This window comes from Brucella sp. MAB-22, assembly GCF_025908475.1.
In the GTDB taxonomy this organism is placed as follows: domain Bacteria; phylum Pseudomonadota; class Alphaproteobacteria; order Rhizobiales; family Rhizobiaceae; genus Brucella; species Brucella anthropi.
Genome location: NZ_CP109782.1, coordinates 2,013,080 through 2,030,329 on the forward strand (window position 1 = coordinate 2,013,080; position 17,250 = coordinate 2,030,329).

Sequence of the window (17,250 nt, forward strand, 5' to 3'; positions counted from 1 at the left end):
GATCTCATCAAGACGATACGAATCAGCTAAGCTCCCTTCATGGAAAACCAGAATCTCCTGAATGAGCCGATTCTGCAGCTCGGTGCCACATCCTTCACGCTGGGGAATATCCTGCTGGCGGGTATCGTCGTGCTGGTGCTGTGTCTTGCCATTTTTCTGATCGCGGCGGCGCGCTCTGCCCGGCTTCGCGCGGTTGCGGAAGCGCAGGCCGAGGACCGTGCCCGTGATGCAGAATATCGCATGGCGGAAATCCTGAAAGCACAGGCCGAGATGCAGGGCCGGATGCAGACCATGGCCGAGGTATTCGGCTCGCGGCAGGCGGAACTCAACCAGTCGATCCGCGAACGGCTCGACGGCATGACGCATCGCATCGGCCAGACCATGACCGAACAGACCCGCTCGACGCATGAAAATCTCGCCAAATTGCAGGAGCGTCTCGCCGTCATCGACACGGCGCAGAACAATATCCAGTCGCTCGCCGGACAGGTGGTGCAATTGCAGGCGATCCTCGCCAACAAGCAGACGCGCGGCGCTTTCGGCCAGTCGCGCATGGAAGCGATCATTGCCGATGGCCTGCCACAGGGGGCCTACGAGTTTCAGGCAACGCTTTCCAACAGCACCCGCCCCGACTGCCTTGTACGGATGCCGAACAATGCGCCCTCGCTCGTGATCGACGCGAAATTTCCGCTCGAAGCCTGGAATTCGATGCGCGAAACGGAACAGCCGGAGGCGCGCAAGGCAGCAGTCGCCCAGTTCCGCCGCGACATGGAAGTGCATATCAAGGATGTCTCGGACAAGTATCTGATCCCCGGCGAAACACAGGATACGGCTTTTCTGTTCGTGCCGTCGGAGTCCATCTTCGCCGATATTCACGAGCACTTCGAGGCCCTGATCCAGCGTGCGCATCGGGCGCGGGTCGTCATTGTCTCGCCGTCGCTGCTGATGCTGTCGATTCAGGTCATTCAGGCGATCCTGAAGGATGCCCGCATGCGCGAGCAGGCGCATGTGATTCAGGGCGAGGTGATCCGCTTGATGGAAGATGTGGGCCGTTTGGACGAGCGCGTGCGGAAGCTGCAAACGCACTTTGTGCAGGCCAACAAGGATATTGACGATATTCTGGTGTCGTCCAACAAGGTCACCCGGCGCGGCGCGAAGATCGAAGCGCTGGAATTTGGCCCTGCACCCGCAGAGGAGGCATCCCGCCCGCAAACGAGACAGACGGAAAACACTCCCACTCAAATGCGCCTGCGCGTGGTGGATGAGGACTAATTTCTTCGGCTTACAATAGCGACGCTGCTATTTCCCTCACCCTGAGGAGGCGCGAAGCGCCGTCTCGAAGGACGAGGGAAACGCACAACTCGACCCTCATTCTCAGCCTGTCGAAAGGGCCGATAGCATCAAGTATTGGCTGGCCGGTCCGAATGACCGAGATCGCGTTCCGGCCAGACCAGATCGCGCACGCGCTGCTTTAACACCTTGGCTTCCGGAAATCCGCCGTCACGCTTGCGTTCCCAGATGAGTTCTTCGCTTCCATCCGGCATATGAACACGGATTTCAAAAACCCCGCCGGTGCCCGGACGCAGCGCCACTTCGCCTAAGTCCTGCCCGAAAGTCTGTAACAGTTCCTGCGCCATCCACGCAGCACGCAGCAGCCAGTTGCATTGGGTGCAGTAGGTAATGGAGATCGATGGAGACATGTTCAGCACATCCGTATTACTTAGTTCCCGTCACTGTTTTGAAAACACAACAAACCTTATAGAATTTCTCGATATCATATGGAAAATCCGGCACATTACCAGGAAACTGCCCCATGCATTTTTCCCATAAATCAACATAAGATTTACACTTCGCCCAAGCTCTCTTGGAGTCCTTCCCACGAAGCAGTTGAAAACGTACCTTAATAGCGTTCCGGTCATCTGATGGGAAAGTGTTCAACTTTTCAACAAATGGATAAGCCGCTCCCGAATAGTCTACCGGAACCTGTTCAGACGACTTTTGCAGAATGAAAGAATATGCATCTCGCGCCGCATTTTCCAATGCTGGCAAATGATGGTTCAGCCACTGCAACGCTTCTTGCTCTTTGCTACGGCGACTTTCTTCCTCTTTCTCAATGCTATGAGCTGCTCTTTCCGATCGCTCCACAAAAATTTTCAGTATCGAATGACAAAACTCAATCAACGCTTTCAATAGTCCGAACATGCATAATTCCTTATAAAATATTCAAGAAACAACAGAAATAAAAAGGGGCGCCGAAGCGCCCCTAAAACAACTTGAGATCAATCATCGCCCATCTTGAGCGCCTGAATAAAGGCCTCCTGCGGGATTTCGACCTTGCCGAACTGGCGCATGCGCTTCTTGCCTTCCTTCTGCTTTTCCAGAAGTTTGCGCTTGCGCGTCACGTCGCCGCCGTAGCACTTGGCCGTCACGTCCTTGCGCAGTGCCGAGATCGTCTCACGCGCCACGATACGACCGCCGATGGCCGCCTGGATCGGGATCTTGAACATGTGCTGCGGGATCAGTTCCTTCAGCTTTTCGCACAGCGCGCGGCCACGCTTTTCCGCCGCCGAGCGGTGCACCAGCATCGAAAGCGCGTCGACCGGCTCCTCGTTCACGAGGATCGACATCTTGACCAGATCGCCCTCACGGTAATCCGAAAGATTGTAGTCGAACGAAGCATAGCCCTTCGAGATCGACTTCAGACGGTCGTAGAAATCGAACACCACTTCGTTGAGCGGCAGATCATAGGTGATCATGGCGCGGGGACCAACATAGGTCAGATCAATCTGCAGACCACGGCGCTCCTGGCAGAGCTTCATGATCGCGCCGAGATAATCATCCGGTGTCATGATGGTCGCGCGAATCCAAGGTTCTTCAATCGCATTGATCTTCACCACATCCGGCATATCGGCCGGATTGTGCAGCTCTTTCTGCGAACCGTCCTGCATGTTCAGGCGATAGACAACCGAAGGCGCGGTCGTGATGAGATCGAGATTGAACTCGCGCTCAAGACGCTCCTGAATGATTTCCAGATGCAGGAGACCAAGGAACCCGCAGCGGAAGCCGAAACCAAGCGCAGCAGAGGTTTCCATTTCAAACGAGAACGACGCATCGTTGAGGCGCAGCTTGCCCATGGCAGCGCGCAGATCTTCAAAATCCGCCGCGTCGACCGGGAACAGGCCGCAGAACACGACCGGCTGCGCGGGCTTGAAGCCAGACAGCATCTTGTTCGTCGGGCGGCGATCTTCGGTGATCGTATCGCCGACGCGGGTGTCGGCCACTTCCTTGATCGAAGCGGTGATGAAACCAAGCTCGCCGGGACCGAGTTCGTCCACCTGAACCATCTTCGGCGTGAACACGCCGGTGCGTTCCACCGGATATTTCGCGCCCGTGCCCATCATGCGGATGGTCTGGCCCTTTTTCAGGACGCCATCAATGATGCGCACCAGAACGATAACGCCGAGATAGCTGTCATACCAGCTATCGACCAGCATGGCCTTGAGCGGCGCATTGCGGTCGCCTTCCTTCGGTGCAGGCAACTGAGTGACGATGGCTTCCAGCACATCCTCGATGCCGATGCCGGTCTTGGCAGAAATGTGCACGGCCTGCGCCGCATCGATGCCGATCACTTCCTCGATCTGCTGCTTGACGCGCTCAGGCTCGGCAGCGGGCAGGTCGATCTTGTTCAGCACAACCACGATTTCATGGTTGTTGTCGATGGCCTGATAGACATTGGCCAGCGTCTGCGCTTCCACGCCCTGAGAGGCGTCCACCACCAGAAGTGAACCTTCGCACGCAGCCAGCGAGCGCGAGACTTCATAGGCAAAGTCGACGTGTCCGGGCGTGTCGATCAGGTTCAGCACATAATCTTCGCCGTTCTTCGCCTTGTAGCTGAGACGGACGGTCTGCGCCTTGATGGTGATGCCGCGCTCGCGCTCGATATCCATCGAGTCGAGAACCTGATCCTTCATCTCGCGCGTGTCCAGCCCGCCGGTCAACTGAATGAGGCGGTCGGCCAGCGTCGATTTGCCGTGGTCGATATGGGCGACGATCGAAAAATTGCGAATATGGTCAAGTGGTGTGCTCATGCGCGCGATTTAACAGCAAGAAGCGGAATCTCAAAGCGGTTTTCGGATAAGTTCACGCTGAAACAAAAAAACGAACACGGGAAAAAGTCCTGCTATCATGATCGTGACAACAAGTCCCCTTTGCCTTGTGGCCAAAAGGCGATAAATCACCGGCAATATAGACGCATCGCCGCCGCTCATTGCAAGCGGCGCAGCTGGCTTTCATGCAGGAGTTTAGGATGAAGACCGAACCGAACGAAGTCCACAACAGGCCGAAACTGGTCACCGTTTTCGGCGGCTCCGGCTTTGTCGGGCGCGCGGTCGTCGCAAGTCTCACCAAGCGCGGCTATCGCGTGCGCGTTGCAGTGCGCAAGCCGGAAGTTGCCTATTACATGGCTCCGCTCGGCAATGTCGGCCAGATTCAGATGGTGCAGGCCAATGTCCGCAACCGCGCTTCGGTCGAACATGTCGTCAAGGGTTCCGACCATGTCGTGAACCTCGTCGGCATCCTTGCTGAAAGCGGTCGCCAGCGTTTCAACACCGTTCAGGTGCTGGGCGCGAAGAACATCGCCGAAGCCGCCAAGGCCGCAGGCATTCGCATGACGCATCTGTCCTCGCTCGCGGCCGACGTCAATTCGCCATCGGATTACGCACGCACCAAGGGCGAAGGCGAAAACGCCGTTCTTTCCGTTCTGCCGGAAAGCCTCATCCTGCGCCCCTCGATCATTTTCGGTCCTGAAGACCGCTTCTTCAACCGCTTCGCCAACATGGCGCGTTTCTCGCCGTTCCTGCCAGCTATCGGCGGCGGCGAAACGAAGCTCCAACCGGTCTATGTCGGTGACGTTGCGGAAGCCGTCGCCCGCGCCGTCGATGGCAAGCTGATGCCGGGTGGCGTCTATGAACTCGGCGGCCCGGATGTGCAGCCGTTCAAGAACTGGATGAAGGACATGCTCGGCGTCATCGCCCGCAAGCGCCTCATCATTTCCATGCCCTGGTGGGTTGCCCGTTTGCAGGCATCGATCCTCGGCCTGCTGCCGAACCCGATGCTCACCAACGATCAGGTGACGCTGTTGAAATTCGACAATATCGTTTCCGAAAAGGCGATCAAGGAAGGCCGCACGCTGGAAGGCATGGGCATCACGCCGGAAGGCGTCGACGCCGTGCTCCCATCCTATCTGTGGCGCTACCGCGTTGCCGGCCAGTACACCAAAACCGGTTTTGCGTGAGACATTCCGCTCATCGGAAAATGAACAAGGGGCCGAAAGGCCCCTTTTCTTTTGCTTGGCTTTTATGCGCCAAGCTTTGTCAGGATTTTCGTGCTGACGAGTCGAAAATGGTGATCTTCGAGAACCGGAGCGGAGTGTACTTTATGGTACATGAGCACCGGAAGCGCAGAAGAGTGCCATTTGCAGGCTGTCAGCGCGGAAATAATGGCAAAGCTTACCCCCAGACGAGAAGCGCGGCCAACCCCACCGACCCGACGATCAGGCGCCACCAGCCGAACAGCTTGAAGCCGTGGCGGGACACATAGTCCAGCAGATAGCGCACGACGAAAACGCCCGAGATGAAAGCCATTACGAAGCCGACCCCGATCAGCGCACCGTCGTTGAGCGACAGGATATTGCGGCTCTTGTAGAGGTCATAGGCAAAAGCGCCTGCCATGGTCGGCATAGCGAGGAAGAACGAAAACTCCGCCGCCGAGCGCTTGTCGGCCCCCAGCAGAAGCGAGCCGACAATGGTGGAGCCGGAGCGCGACACGCCTGGTATCATGGCCAGGCACTGGATGAAGCCGATGGCGAGGCACATGGGCAGCGGATAATCCATCACATCATGATAGCGCGGACGCAGATTGAGCTGGTCCACCCAGAGCAGGATGAAACCGCCGATGATGAGCATGATGCAGACAAGCATCGGCGTTTCAAACAGCACGCTTTTGATGAAGCCGTGCGCCAGCGCGCCGATGACGGCAGCGGGCAGGAAGGCAACCAGAATGCCAAAGACGAAGCGCCGCGTGCGGGCATCGCGGGGAAAATCGGTCAGGATTTTCAAAAGTTTTGCCGAATAGACGGTCAAGATGGCCAGAATGGCACCAAGCTGGATCAGAACCTCGAAGGTTTTTCCTGTGGATTCAAAACCAAGAAAATGGCCGATCAGCAGCAAATGCCCGGTGGAGGAAACCGGGATAAATTCGGTCAAGCCTTCGATAAGACCGAGAAACGCGGCTTCCAGCAGATTAAAAACATCCATGAAGTCAGCACCTTAGAATATTGGGCACCATGATGGCAGCAAGACCGGGCCGCGATTGCGGTTGCCGAGGCAAAAACGAGCACTTCCAGCGATTGCTTGTCTCACGCAGACATAGCCCTTATAGACTTTATATTCCGTTGAGGCGGCGTCGAATCGCTCGGTAGCAGGAATAGCCTGCTGCATGCGCAAACGCCAGCCGCCGTGCTATCTCCGGACGTTCAATTCAAGCTTCAGTCGAGAGTATCGCGTCGATCATGCTTACGCTTTTTCATCATCCCATGTCTTCGGGTTCGCGCTATGTGCGGCTCATCCTCGGCGAGTATGGCGTTGAAGCGGAGTTGATCGAGGAACGACCGTGGTCACGTCGCAAAGAATTTCTGGCGCTGAACCCGGCGGGCACCCTGCCCGTTCTTCTGGCTGAAAATGACCTTCCGGTCGTCGGCGCGACGGTGATTGCCGAATATCTGGACGAGACACGCGGCGCCTTGAAACGCAGTCGCCGCCTTCTGCCGGAAAGCCCGATGGAGCGCGCCGAAGTGCGCCGCCTCGTTGACTGGTTTCTGCTGAAATTCGAAAATGAAGTCACACGCCACATCGCGCGCGAACGTGTGTTCAAGCTGCAGATGGCCGCCGAAATGGGCGGTAGCGCGCCGGATTCGACCGCTATCCGCGCCGCCCGCACCAATATCCGCCAGCACATGAAATATATCGACTGGCTGGCCGCGACCCGCGACTGGCTGGGTGGCGCGCATCCAAGCTATGCCGACATGGCTGCTGCAGCATGCATTTCCGTGCTGGACTATCTCGGCGAAATCGAGTGGGGCGAAACCAAAGCGGCGCGTGACTGGTATGCACGCATGAAATCGCGTCCGGCCTTCCGCCCATTGCTTTCTGACCGCGTGCGCGGGCTTGCCCCGGTGGCCCATTATGGCGACCTCGACTTCTAATTCGAAAACCGAAAAGCTGAAGCGCTTCCTGATCGAAGAGGCGAAGGCGGTCGGTTTCGATGCCGTCGCCTTCACTACGCCGGATGCAATTCCGCAAGCGCCCGAACGGCTGCGCCAATATATTGCCGATGGCCACCACGCCGACATGGAATGGATGGAGGAAACCGAGGCGCGCCGCAGCTATCCAAGCGTGCTGTGGCCGGAAGTCCGTTCCATCATGATGCTGGCGATGAATTACGGGCCGGATGCCAACCCGCTCGCCATTCTGGAGCAACAGGATCGCGCGGCCATATCGGTCTACGCGCAAAACCGCGACTATCACGACATCATCAAGGGCAAGCTCAAGCATGTGGCGAGCCGTTTTGCCGCGCGCGCCGGACAGGATGTCAAAGTCTTCGTCGACACCGCGCCCGTCATGGAAAAGCCGCTGGCTGAGGCCGCGGGGCTCGGCTGGCAGGGCAAGCACACCAATCTGGTAAGCCGTGAGCTTGGCTCATGGCTGTTCCTCGGCTCTATCTTCACAACAGCGGAAATTCCGCCCGACGTGCCTGAACGCGACCATTGCGGCTCCTGCCGCGCCTGCCTCGACGCTTGTCCGACCAAGGCCTTCCCCTCGCCCTATCGCATCGACGCAAGGCGCTGCATTTCCTATCTCACCATCGAGAACAAGGGGCCGATCCCGCACGAATTCCGCAAGGCGATGGGCAACCGCATCTATGGCTGCGATGACTGCCTTTCCGTCTGCCCTTGGAACAAGTTTGCGCAGGCAACCAGCGAAATGAAGCTGAAAGCCCGCGACGATCTGAAAGCGCCGCGTCTGGCCGACCTGTTGACACTGGATGACCCCGCTTTCCGCACTTTGTTTTCGGGTTCCCCGGTGAAACGGATCGGGCGCGACCGCTTCCTCCGCAATGTGCTGATCGCCACCGGTAATTCCGGTGATAAAACGCTTCTGCCAGATGTCGAACGACTGCTGGAAGACGAAGCGCCTGTCGTGCGCGGCGCGGCTATATGGGCCTTGAAGCAATTAGCTAGCCCCGAACGTGCAGCCGAAATGCAGAAACGTCTGGCCTCATCGGAAGAGGATGCTACGGTGCGGGCAGAGTGGAATACGGAGATAGTCTGATATGCGCATTTTTCTGTTCGGAGCCGGCTATTCTGCCCAGACCTTTGCTCAAAGGATGACAGGTGAGGCGGAACGCATCGACGGGACAACGCGGCACGAGCAGAAATTCCCGCTCCTTGAAAAGGCGGGCATAAAGCCGATGCTCTTTGACGGTGAAACACCTTCGCCCGACCTTCTGGACCGGCTTGCCCAATCGACCCATGTTGTCGTTTCGATTTCGCCCGGCGAAAGCGGCGACCCGGCGGTCGCCGTTGTAGAAGAAGCGCTTCGTCGCCCCGACAACACCATTCGCTGGATCGGCTATCTGTCGACGGTCGGCGTCTATGGCGACCATCAGGGCCAATGGGTGGACGAGACTGCTCCCTGCAAGCCCGCGTCCCGCCGCAGTCTGGAGCGGGTAGAAGCCGAAGAAGCATGGGGACAATTGAGCAAACGGCACGGAACGCCGCTCGCAATCTTGCGTCTTTCCGGCATTTACGGGCCGGGCCGCAACGCCTTCATTAATCTGGAACGCGGTACTGCACGGCGTATCATCAAAGACAATCAGGTCTTCAACCGCATCCACGTCGATGACATCGCCGGTAGCCTGCGTTTTCTGGCAGGAACCAACACGGGCGGCATCTTCAATATCACCGACAATGAACCAAGCCCGCCACAGAATGTCGTCACCTATGCAGCCGAACTGATGGGCGTGACGCCGCCACCGGAAGTCCCCTTCGCGGAAGCCGACATGACGCCGATGGCGCGCTCCTTCTATGGCGAGAACAAGCGTGTCTCCAACCAGCGCATCAGGGATCTCGGTTATGAATTTGCCTATCCCGACTACAAGACCGCCTTTTCGGCGATGTGGCGCGACGATAGCTGGCACTGATTTGCATTGTTCAGATGCGGCTGTTAAAAATGCATCCGCAATCGAACCGGGACAAAACAGAATGAGCAGCACCGAACTCGCAACCAGATAAGCCGCAACAGCCTTTCCGACCTGTTGCGGCATCTGCCCCGGACCAATTTCCCTTAAAGCGCATCCCGAAAAGTGTGTAACGATTTTCGGATAAGACACGCGTTGTAAAGCAGGCAGATCGCCGCCCGAATTCTTTCTCGAGCGGATGCTTCGTCATGCCTTTTGATAACAAACAAACTCCACGCTGGAGTTACTCCCTGCCATTTGCGCTCGCGCTGATGGCCCCTTTCGACATTCTCGCCTCGCTGGCCATGGACATCTACCTGCCGGTCGTGCCGTCCATGCCCGCCATCCTGCAAACGACACCCGCAATGGTGCAGCTGACGCTCAGCCTCTACATGGTGATGCTGGGTGTCGGGCAACTGTTGTTCGGCCCGTTGTCGGACCGCTTCGGACGCAGGCCCATCCTGCTTGGTGGCGGATTGGTTTTCACCCTTTCGTCCTTCGCGCTGGCGATTACCGACAATGCCACCGTTTTCGTGTTGCTTCGTTTCGTACAAGCAACGGGTGCCTCGGCGGCACTTGTCGCCACTTTCGCAACGGTGCGCGACGTCTATGCGACACGTCCCGAAGGCGCGACGATCTACGGCCTTTTCAGCGCCATGCTTTCCTTCGTCCCTGCGCTTGGCCCGATTGCCGGTGCACTGATTGCAAAGGGTTTCGGATGGCGGACAATCTTCGCATTGCTGGGCCTGTTCGGTCTCATCGCAACATGGCGCGCCTTGCGCCACTGGCACGAGACACGACCGACCGGCGATGCGCCAAACGCCGGCAGTCTGGGGCGGATCATAAAGGATTTCCGCTTCTGGACCTACACGCTCGGCTTTGCCACGGCGATGGGCACGTTCTTCGTATTCTTTTCTACCGCACCGCGCATTCTGATCGAACGCAGCGGCTTCGGTGAAACAGGATTCAGCCTTGCCTTCGCAAGCGTTGCCGGCGTCATGATCGCCGCCACGCGCATCCTGCCGCGCCAGACACAGAAATGGGGTGCCCGTACAAGCGTGGCCCTTGGCATGGTCGTGCTCCTTGCCAGCGCGCTCCTGCTTCTGGCGGGAGAGACACTGCTGCAACCATCGTTCACAAGCCTCATCGTCCCGATGTGGCTTGCCGCTGTCGGGATCGTTCTCACCGCATCGATGACGGCGAATGGTGCGCTTGCAGCTTTTGACGACAATGCGGGCATGGCGGTCGCTGTCTATTTCTGTGTTCAGAGCCTGATCGTCAGTCTCGCAGGAACTGCACTGGTCATTTTCCTGCCTGGCGATACTGCCTGGCCATTGATCACCTTCTGCACCTTCATGCCGTTGCTGGTTCTGGCCATGCTTGCAAGGCTACGAAAGAGCTGAAGGAAATGGCGGTCGGCAGCACAAACTGTCGACCGCCATTGAAGCCCTGCCGTGGACACAGCATAATGCCCGCAATCCGGTTGCCTTGATTCGCAGCCGCAGCCCCTAGAGCGCCATGCGTCCATATGGACGCACAAAGGATGCTCTAACCGATCGAATCTACGCATCGTCTTTCCGAAAATCGAAATCGATTTTCGGGCCGATGCTGTAGGCAAAACATGGAATTGCCCCATGATCGCAAACAGATTGAACAAGATCATTCTCGCAGCTTCGCTGGCCGCAATGATCGCGCCCGACTTCGCGCCAATGGCCATGGCGGAAGACATGCCGGCCAAACAGGCTTTCGGCGGTGAAAGACTTCCTGTGCTGACGCAGCAGCCACAATCCATCGGCTTTTATGCCAAAGGATGCCTCGCCGGTGCTGTGGCATTGCCGACGGATGGACCGAACTGGCAGGTCATGCGCCTTTCGCGCAATCGCCGCTGGGGTCATCCGCGCATGATCGGTCTTCTGGAAAAACTGTCCCGCGATGCAGCACAGGACGGCTGGCCCGGCCTGCTCGTCGGTGACATCTCGCAGCCGCGCGGCGGCCCGATGCTCACCGGTCATGCCTCGCATCAGGTCGGCCTCGATGCAGATATCTGGCTGACACCGATGCCGAAAAAGCGGTTTTCCGATGCCGAACGCGAGAGCGTTTCCGCCGTTTCGATGCTGAAGCCGGATTCGCTTTATGTGGACCCCAAAAAATGGACCCCTGCCCGCACGGCCCTCATCAAGCATGCCGCAAGCTATCCGGAAGTCGAGCGCATCTTCGTGCATCCGGGCATCAAGAAGCAGCTTTGCGACACAGTGACGGGCGACCGAAGCTGGCTCGGCAAGGTTCGCCCCTATTGGGGGCACTTCTACCATTTCCATGTGCGCCTGACCTGCCAGCCCGGTTCGCCTCAATGCAAGGGACAGCCGAAAGTGGCTGCTGGCGACGGTTGTGACAAGTCGCTCGCCTGGTGGTTTACCGACGAGCCATGGAAACCTGCAAAACCGTCGAAGGAACCGCCGAAAAAGCCGCGTCCGGTGATGGTTTCCGATCTGCCGAAGGCCTGTGCCGCCGTCCTCAACGGCCCTGCGCCGAATTCGGTTGCGGATGTCACCTACGGCGTGCAGTAACGGCTTTTAGCGCTTTTCAGGTCTTTGGCACTTCGCTATAGATTTAAAACGATTTAGAATGCTAATGACAAGGTTATCAACTCGTAAGGTTGCTCATTCATGACGGAACGCCTGCGCATCGCATTGATCGCCCACGACCAGAAGAAGGATGACATGGTCGCCTTCGCCAAAGCGCATGAGCAGGCTTTGGCCCGCTTTGACATCGTGGCGACGGGGACGACCGGCAGCCTCATTCTGGATGCCTGCCCTTCACTCAGCATTCAGCGTGTGAAAAGTGGGCCGCTCGGCGGAGACCAGCAGATCGGCGCGATGATTGCGGAAGGCACGGTGGAAGTGCTCATCTTCTTCATCGACCCGCTGTCCCCGCTTCCGCACGATGTCGATGTGAAGGCGCTGACACGCCTTGGCAGCGTCTACGATATTCCAATGGCGCTCAATCGCGCGACAGCGGAAAAACTGATCAAAGCGCTTGATTAAAGCGCATCCCGAAAAGTGTGAAACGGTTTTCGGAAAAGATGCGCGTAAAAACAAATGATTAGAGCGCGATCTGATCCAATCAGATCGAAACGCGCTCTAATCCTGCACAAGACAGGCTCGCCCGCGGAAGACCACCGCGGGCGGAAGACATGACCAGGGAGAGGGCATGCTGGCGAGTACAGCATGCCTCCCAAAAGTGGGAACCGGCTTTGGGACAAAAACATGCATGAAAACAAAGAGATAGAGCCTGTCGAACAGGGTTTCCGGTTTCCAGTACTCGTCGGCGATATCGGCGGCACCAATGCCCGCTTTGCTATCCTGGTGGATTCCAATGCAGAGCCGAAGGAATTTCCCGTTCTCCAGACGGCGGATTATGCAACCATCGATGAGGCGATACAGAGCGCCATTCTTGATCACACTTCGATCCGGCCACGCTCCGCAATTCTCGCCGTCGCCGGTCCCGTCGACGGTGACGAAATCGACCTCACCAATTGCGACTGGGTCGTGCGCCCGAAGAAGATGATCGCCGATCTCGGTTTCGAGGACGTGACCGTGCTGAACGATTTCGAGGCGCAGGCGCTTGCCGTCGTGTCTCTCGGCAGCGATCATCTGGAACAGATTGGCGGCAAGCCGGAAGAAGTGATTGCCACCCGCGTCGTACTCGGACCGGGCACGGGGCTGGGCGTTGCCGGTCTTGTCCGCACGCGCCATGCATGGGTGCCGGTGCCTGGCGAAGGCGGCCATATCGATATCGGCCCACGCACTGAACGCGATTATCAGGTCTTCCCGCATATCGAACGCATCGACGGCCGCGTCGCTGGCGAACAGATCCTGTGCGGCCGCGGCCTGCGCAATCTCTATCTTGCCATATGTGCCGCCGACAAGGTGACGCCAACGCTGGAAACACCTGCCGACATCACTTCAGCAGGGCTCGATGGCAGCAATGCGCAGGCGGAAGAAACCCTGCATCTGTTCGTCACCTATCTCGGACGCGTTGCAGGCGATCTGGCGCTGATCTTCATGGCGCATGGCGGTGTCTATCTTTCCGGCGGCATTCCGCAGCGCATCCTTTCTGCGCTCAAGTCCGGCGCTTTTCGCGAAGCATTCGAAGACAAAGCCCCGCACAAGGCCATCATGCGCGACATTCCTGTCCGCGTGATCACGCACCAGCTTGCAGCCCTCACAGGGCTTTCCGCCTTTGCGCAGGCCCCCGCCCGTTTCGAAGTTTCGACCGAAGGACGCCGCTGGCGTATCGACTGACCGACAAAGCTTGAGGATGGTCAAGCCGCACGGATAACGTTATAGAAACGCTGCACTGAAATTGCCGATGGCTTTTTCAGTGCAGCGTTTCCGTATGGGAAGTCGTATTTTTCAACGATAGCCGCCGGACCTGCCGGAGGGCTAAGAGACAAAAAGCGCTTTTGCACGTGAGTCTATTTAAGAAGAAAAACAAGAAGATCGATACGGGCGAAGCAACCCGCGTAATCCGGCGCATGATGTCGGAAAACATCCGCGAATATAAAAAGAACTACATTATCGCCATTCTGGCATCGCTCATCGTCGGCGGATCGAATGGCGCATTGGCCTATATGATGAAGCCGATGATCGACAAGATCTTCTATGAGCAAAATCTCGCTCTGGTCTGGGTCATTTGTGGCACATTGCTGGCCATCTTCGTATTGCGTGGCATTTCCGGCTATATACAGGCTGTGGAACTGGCCAAGATCGGCAACAATCTGGTCGCGCGTTACCAAAAGCGCATTTTCGACCATCTGATGAAGCTCGGTCTCGATTTCTATAACGACACCCGTTCCGGTCATCTGGCAGCGCAGATCAATCAGAACGTTTCCGGCATTCGCGATCTGCTCAACATGACGATTTCGTCGATCGCGCGCGATTTCATCTCGCTCGTCGGTCTCGTCGGCATGATGTTCTACATGGATCCGGTTCTGTCCGTTGCGATTTTCCTGATCGGACCGCCGCTTATTCTCGCCGTTGCCTATATTTCGCGCCGCATTCGCTCTGTCACCCGTGATCTCGTGCATCTCAATTCCCATCTGCTGGGCGCGATGCAGGAATCGATTCAGGGCATTGCCATCGTCAAGGCCTTTACGATGGAAGACCAGTTGCGCGCCAAGATCGGCAAGCTCATCGACCAGTCCGAAGGCCGCAGCAACAAGATCGCCAAGGTCTCCGAGCGCACGACGCCCATTTCCGAAATGCTGGCAGGTTTTGCCGTCTCCGGCGTACTGGCCTATAGCGGCTACCGCGCCATTCTCGAACAACAACCGCCCGGCGCAACCTTTGCCTTCATCACCGCAATGCTGCTTGCCTATGACCCGGCTCGCCGCCTCGCCCGCCTTCAGGTCGGACTGGAAAAGGCGCTCGTCAATGCGCGCATGATTTATGAAGTGCTGGATATAGAGCCGCGCCAGCGCGATCTTCCAAACGCCGTGGAACTGAAAGCCGGTCCTGGCGAAATCCGCTTCGAGGATATCTATTTCTCCTACAACGAGACCGCGCCGGTGCTTCACGGCGTCAGCTTCGTCGCCAAGGCGGGCGAAACCACTGCCGTGGTCGGCGCGTCAGGCGCGGGCAAATCGACGCTCATCAATCTTGTCCAGCGCTTCTACGATCTCGACAGCGGCAAGATCCTGTTCGACGGACAGGATATCGCACAGGTCAAGAAACGGTCGCTGCGCCATGCCATCGCCTATGTCTCGCAGCAGCCCTATCTGTTTGAAGGCACCATTGCCGACAATATCCGCTATGGCCGCCCGGACGCGACGGATGAGGAAATCATCGAGGCGGCGAAACTTGCCCATGCGCATGAATTCATCCTGCAACAGCCGCAGGGCTACGACACGCCGGTCGGCGAAAACGGCGTGACGCTTTCTGGCGGCCAGCGCCAGCGCGTCTCGATCGCTCGCGCCATCGTGCGCAATGCGCCGGTTCTCCTGCTCGACGAAGCGACTTCCGCCCTCGACAACGAATCGGAGAAGCGGGTCCAGCAAGCGCTGGAAGGCATCATGCAGAACCGCACCACAATCGTGATTGCCCATCGTCTTTCCACGGTGGTCAATGCAAATCGCATCGTGGTGATGGAAGCTGGTCGTGTGGTGGAAGAAGGGCGTCACGACGATCTGATCGGCATCCAGAACGGCGTCTATGCCCGCTTTTATCAATTGCAGAGCGGCAACGGCGATATCATCACCGAAAAAACGGCAGAAGAATTGCGGACAGGAGAACCCCGATGAGCGGAGAAACGCAGAACAGCGAAGTGGGCCTCGTCGTCGTCGGCGCTGGCGGACGCATGGGCCAGACGTTGATCCGGACCATCCAGACCATCGAAGGCGCGAAACTGGTCGGTGCCATCGAACGCTCCAGCTCTCCACTTCTCGGCAGGGATGCGGGCGAAGTCACCGGCATTGGCCCGCTCGGCGTGACAATCACCGACGATCCGTTGCCGGTCTTTGCCAAGGCGCACGGCGTCCTCGATTTCACAAGCCCTGCGGCAAGCGTGGAATTTGCAGGGCTTGCTGCGCAAGCGCGCATCGTGCACGTCATCGGCACGACGGGCTGCTCGGCTGAAGACGACGAGAAAATCCGCGCCGCCGCCCGCCATGCAACCATCGTCAAATCCGGCAATATGAGCCTCGGCGTCAATCTTCTGTCCGTTCTGGTGCAGAAGGCAGCGCAAGCGCTCGATCCTGCGGATTTCGACATCGAAATTCTCGAAATGCACCACAAGCACAAGGTCGATGCACCGTCCGGCACCGCGCTGCTTCTCGGCGAAGCGGCAGCCAGGGGACGCGATATCGCACTGGCGGAAAACAGCGTACGCGTGCGTGACGGTTATACCGGCCCGCGCGAAACCGGCTCCATCGGTTTTGCAACATTGCGCGGCGGTTCGGTCATCGGCGATCATTCGGTGATTCTGGCCGGTCCCGGTGAGCGCGTCGTTCTCTCCCATCATGCCGAAGACCGGTCGGTGTTTGCACGTGGTGCCATCAAGGCTGCACTCTGGGCCCATGGCAAAAAGCCCGGTCTCTATTCGATGCTCGATGTTCTCGGGCTGAACGACTGATCGTTTCCACCGGAGTGCCGATCCGACCTGTTCAGATCGGCGCTCCAGAGTTTTGTCTTATCGCGCATCTTATCCGAAAACCGCTTCACATTTTTCGGGATGCGCTCTCTAACGGAGCGTTGCATATGTCTCGTACTCTCGTCCTGGTCCGCCACGGTCAAAGCGAGTGGAACCTCAAGAACCTCTTCACCGGATGGCGCGATCCGGGCCTGACCGAACAGGGCCATGCCGAGGCCAAGGCCGCAGGCCAGCGCCTGAAAGCTGCCGGTCTGAAGTTCGACATCGCCTATACGTCTGCGCTGTCGCGTGCGCAGGTGACCTGCCAGCACATTCTGGACCAGCTCGGTCAGTCTGATCTCAAGACGATCCGCGATCAGGCCCTGAACGAGCGCGACTATGGCGATCTGTCCGGCCTCAACAAGGATGATGCCCGCGCCAAGTGGGGCGAGGAACAGGTCCATATCTGGCGCCGTTCCTACGACGTCCCGCCTCCGGGCGGCGAAAGCCTGAAGGATACAGGCGCGCGCGTTTGGCCGTACTATCTGCACACAGTGCAGCCACACGTGCTGCGCGGCGAAACCGTTCTGGTTGCAGCCCACGGCAATTCGCTCCGCGCACTGATCATGGCGCTCGATGGTCTGACACCGGAACAGATTCTCAAGCAGGAGCTCAACACCGGTGTTCCGGTCGTTTACCGGCTCAATGCCGATTCGACTGTCGCTTCGAAGGAAATTCTCGAAGCCTGATAGCTGTTTGGCTGTGAATTCGTCGGGCGCGTCAGCGCGCCCGTCCCTCATTTCAACGCGAAAAAAGCATTGGCTGAAAAAA

General features: G+C 58.0%; 16 protein-coding genes. 12 read left to right on the forward strand and 4 right to left on the reverse strand.

Annotated elements, in window-relative coordinates; genetic code table 11:
* The first annotated feature begins 39 nt into the window (after positions 1-39).
* The gene (locus OHI65_RS19220; protein WP_125299978.1) at positions 40-1,269 is read left to right on the forward strand and encodes a DNA recombination protein RmuC; all 1,230 of its coding nucleotides are present in this window, start codon (positions 40-42) and stop codon (positions 1,267-1,269) included.
* A gap of 128 nt (positions 1,270-1,397) precedes the next feature.
* Here the strand turns inward: OHI65_RS19220 and OHI65_RS19225 are convergent, their stop codons facing one another.
* The 3 genes from OHI65_RS19225 to lepA all read right to left on the reverse strand — a co-directional run bounded on the left by OHI65_RS19225 (position 1,398) and on the right by lepA (position 4,085).
* Positions 1,398-1,697 (reverse strand): SelT/SelW/SelH family protein, encoded by a 300-nt coding sequence (locus OHI65_RS19225; protein ID WP_012091434.1) that lies wholly within the window; start codon positions 1,695-1,697, stop codon positions 1,398-1,400.
* Positions 1,698-1,713: 16 nt separating this feature from the next.
* Positions 1,714-2,199 (reverse strand): hypothetical protein, encoded by a 486-nt coding sequence (locus OHI65_RS19230; protein ID WP_040129115.1) that lies wholly within the window; start codon positions 2,197-2,199, stop codon positions 1,714-1,716.
* A 77-nt stretch (positions 2,200-2,276) separates the two neighbouring features.
* Positions 2,277-4,085, reverse strand: coding sequence for a translation elongation factor 4 (gene lepA / locus OHI65_RS19235; protein ID WP_010659407.1), 1,809 nt, complete (start codon positions 4,083-4,085; stop codon positions 2,277-2,279).
* Between the two features lie 218 nt (positions 4,086-4,303).
* Here lepA and OHI65_RS19240 point away from each other — a divergent pair, with 218 nt between their 5' ends.
* Complete coding sequence (locus OHI65_RS19240) at positions 4,304-5,290, forward strand: complex I NDUFA9 subunit family protein (protein WP_125299977.1); 987 nt, start codon at positions 4,304-4,306, stop codon at positions 5,288-5,290.
* A gap of 214 nt (positions 5,291-5,504) precedes the next feature.
* Here OHI65_RS19240 and OHI65_RS19245 read toward each other — a convergent pair whose 3' ends face one another.
* The gene (locus tag OHI65_RS19245) at positions 5,505-6,311 is read right to left on the reverse strand and encodes an undecaprenyl-diphosphate phosphatase (protein ID WP_010659405.1); all 807 of its coding nucleotides are present in this window, start codon (positions 6,309-6,311) and stop codon (positions 5,505-5,507) included.
* Between the two features lie 254 nt (positions 6,312-6,565).
* Here OHI65_RS19245 and OHI65_RS19250 point away from each other — a divergent pair, with 254 nt between their 5' ends.
* The 10 genes from OHI65_RS19250 (at position 6,566) to OHI65_RS19295 (ending at position 17,168) form a co-directional block, all read left to right on the forward strand.
* Positions 6,566-7,258 carry a glutathione S-transferase family protein gene (locus OHI65_RS19250; RefSeq protein ID WP_010659404.1) on the forward strand — a complete coding sequence of 231 codons (693 nt, stop codon included), beginning with the start codon at positions 6,566-6,568 and terminating at the stop codon, positions 7,256-7,258.
* Positions 7,239-8,384: a tRNA epoxyqueuosine(34) reductase QueG gene (gene queG, locus OHI65_RS19255; protein WP_264358762.1), complete on the forward strand. Its 1,146-nt coding sequence runs from the start codon at positions 7,239-7,241 to the stop codon at positions 8,382-8,384. The genes OHI65_RS19250 and queG overlap by 20 nt, the downstream gene beginning before the upstream one ends.
* A gap of 1 nt (position 8,385) precedes the next feature.
* Positions 8,386-9,255 (forward strand): SDR family oxidoreductase, encoded by an 870-nt coding sequence (locus tag OHI65_RS19260; protein WP_125299975.1) that lies wholly within the window; start codon positions 8,386-8,388, stop codon positions 9,253-9,255.
* A gap of 245 nt (positions 9,256-9,500) precedes the next feature.
* On the forward strand, positions 9,501-10,694 hold the full coding sequence (cml, locus tag OHI65_RS19265) for a CmlA/FloR family chloramphenicol efflux MFS transporter (protein WP_125299974.1): 1,194 nt from the start codon (positions 9,501-9,503) through the stop codon (positions 10,692-10,694).
* 231 nt (positions 10,695-10,925) lie between these two features.
* Positions 10,926-11,858: a penicillin-insensitive murein endopeptidase gene (gene mepA / locus OHI65_RS19270; protein ID WP_012091429.1), complete on the forward strand. Its 933-nt coding sequence runs from the start codon at positions 10,926-10,928 to the stop codon at positions 11,856-11,858.
* A gap of 99 nt (positions 11,859-11,957) precedes the next feature.
* Entirely contained in the window at positions 11,958-12,335 is a 378-nt protein-coding gene (locus OHI65_RS19275) for a methylglyoxal synthase (RefSeq protein WP_010659399.1), read from the forward strand.
* A gap of 222 nt (positions 12,336-12,557) precedes the next feature.
* Positions 12,558-13,595: a glucokinase gene (locus OHI65_RS19280; RefSeq protein ID WP_125299973.1), complete on the forward strand. Its 1,038-nt coding sequence runs from the start codon at positions 12,558-12,560 to the stop codon at positions 13,593-13,595.
* A gap of 167 nt (positions 13,596-13,762) precedes the next feature.
* Positions 13,763-15,592, forward strand: a complete 1,830-nt coding sequence (locus OHI65_RS19285) for an ABC transporter ATP-binding protein (protein ID WP_029929357.1) — start codon at positions 13,763-13,765, stop codon at positions 15,590-15,592.
* Positions 15,589-16,422 (forward strand): 4-hydroxy-tetrahydrodipicolinate reductase, encoded by an 834-nt coding sequence (dapB, locus tag OHI65_RS19290; protein ID WP_125299972.1) that lies wholly within the window; start codon positions 15,589-15,591, stop codon positions 16,420-16,422. Before OHI65_RS19285 ends, dapB begins: the two co-directional genes overlap by 4 nt.
* Positions 16,423-16,547: 125 nt before the next feature.
* Positions 16,548-17,168, forward strand: a complete 621-nt coding sequence (locus OHI65_RS19295; RefSeq protein WP_010659395.1) for a 2,3-bisphosphoglycerate-dependent phosphoglycerate mutase — start codon at positions 16,548-16,550, stop codon at positions 17,166-17,168.
* Positions 17,169-17,250: the final 82 nt, after the last annotated feature.

Excerpts from the sequence above, each read along its gene's own strand:
- OHI65_RS19220 (WP_125299978.1), top strand. The coding sequence starts at position 40 with ATGGAAAACCAGAATCTCCTGAATGAGCCGATTCTGCAGCTCGGTGCC.
- OHI65_RS19225 (WP_012091434.1), bottom strand. The coding sequence starts at position 1,697 with ATGTCTCCATCGATCTCCATTACCTACTGCACCCAATGCAACTGGCTG.
- OHI65_RS19230 (WP_040129115.1), bottom strand. The coding sequence starts at position 2,199 with ATGTTCGGACTATTGAAAGCGTTGATTGAGTTTTGTCATTCGATACTG.
- lepA (WP_010659407.1), bottom strand. The coding sequence starts at position 4,085 with ATGAGCACACCACTTGACCATATTCGCAATTTTTCGATCGTCGCCCAT.
- OHI65_RS19240 (WP_125299977.1), top strand. The coding sequence starts at position 4,304 with ATGAAGACCGAACCGAACGAAGTCCACAACAGGCCGAAACTGGTCACC.
- OHI65_RS19245 (WP_010659405.1), bottom strand. The coding sequence starts at position 6,311 with ATGGATGTTTTTAATCTGCTGGAAGCCGCGTTTCTCGGTCTTATCGAA.
- OHI65_RS19250 (WP_010659404.1), top strand. The coding sequence starts at position 6,566 with ATGCTTACGCTTTTTCATCATCCCATGTCTTCGGGTTCGCGCTATGTG.
- queG (WP_264358762.1), top strand. The coding sequence starts at position 7,239 with ATGGCGACCTCGACTTCTAATTCGAAAACCGAAAAGCTGAAGCGCTTC.
- OHI65_RS19260 (WP_125299975.1), top strand. The coding sequence starts at position 8,386 with ATGCGCATTTTTCTGTTCGGAGCCGGCTATTCTGCCCAGACCTTTGCT.
- cml (WP_125299974.1), top strand. The coding sequence starts at position 9,501 with ATGCCTTTTGATAACAAACAAACTCCACGCTGGAGTTACTCCCTGCCA.
- mepA (WP_012091429.1), top strand. The coding sequence starts at position 10,926 with ATGATCGCAAACAGATTGAACAAGATCATTCTCGCAGCTTCGCTGGCC.
- OHI65_RS19275 (WP_010659399.1), top strand. The coding sequence starts at position 11,958 with ATGACGGAACGCCTGCGCATCGCATTGATCGCCCACGACCAGAAGAAG.
- OHI65_RS19280 (WP_125299973.1), top strand. The coding sequence starts at position 12,558 with ATGCATGAAAACAAAGAGATAGAGCCTGTCGAACAGGGTTTCCGGTTT.
- dapB (WP_125299972.1), top strand. The coding sequence starts at position 15,589 with ATGAGCGGAGAAACGCAGAACAGCGAAGTGGGCCTCGTCGTCGTCGGC.
- OHI65_RS19295 (WP_010659395.1), top strand. The coding sequence starts at position 16,548 with ATGTCTCGTACTCTCGTCCTGGTCCGCCACGGTCAAAGCGAGTGGAAC.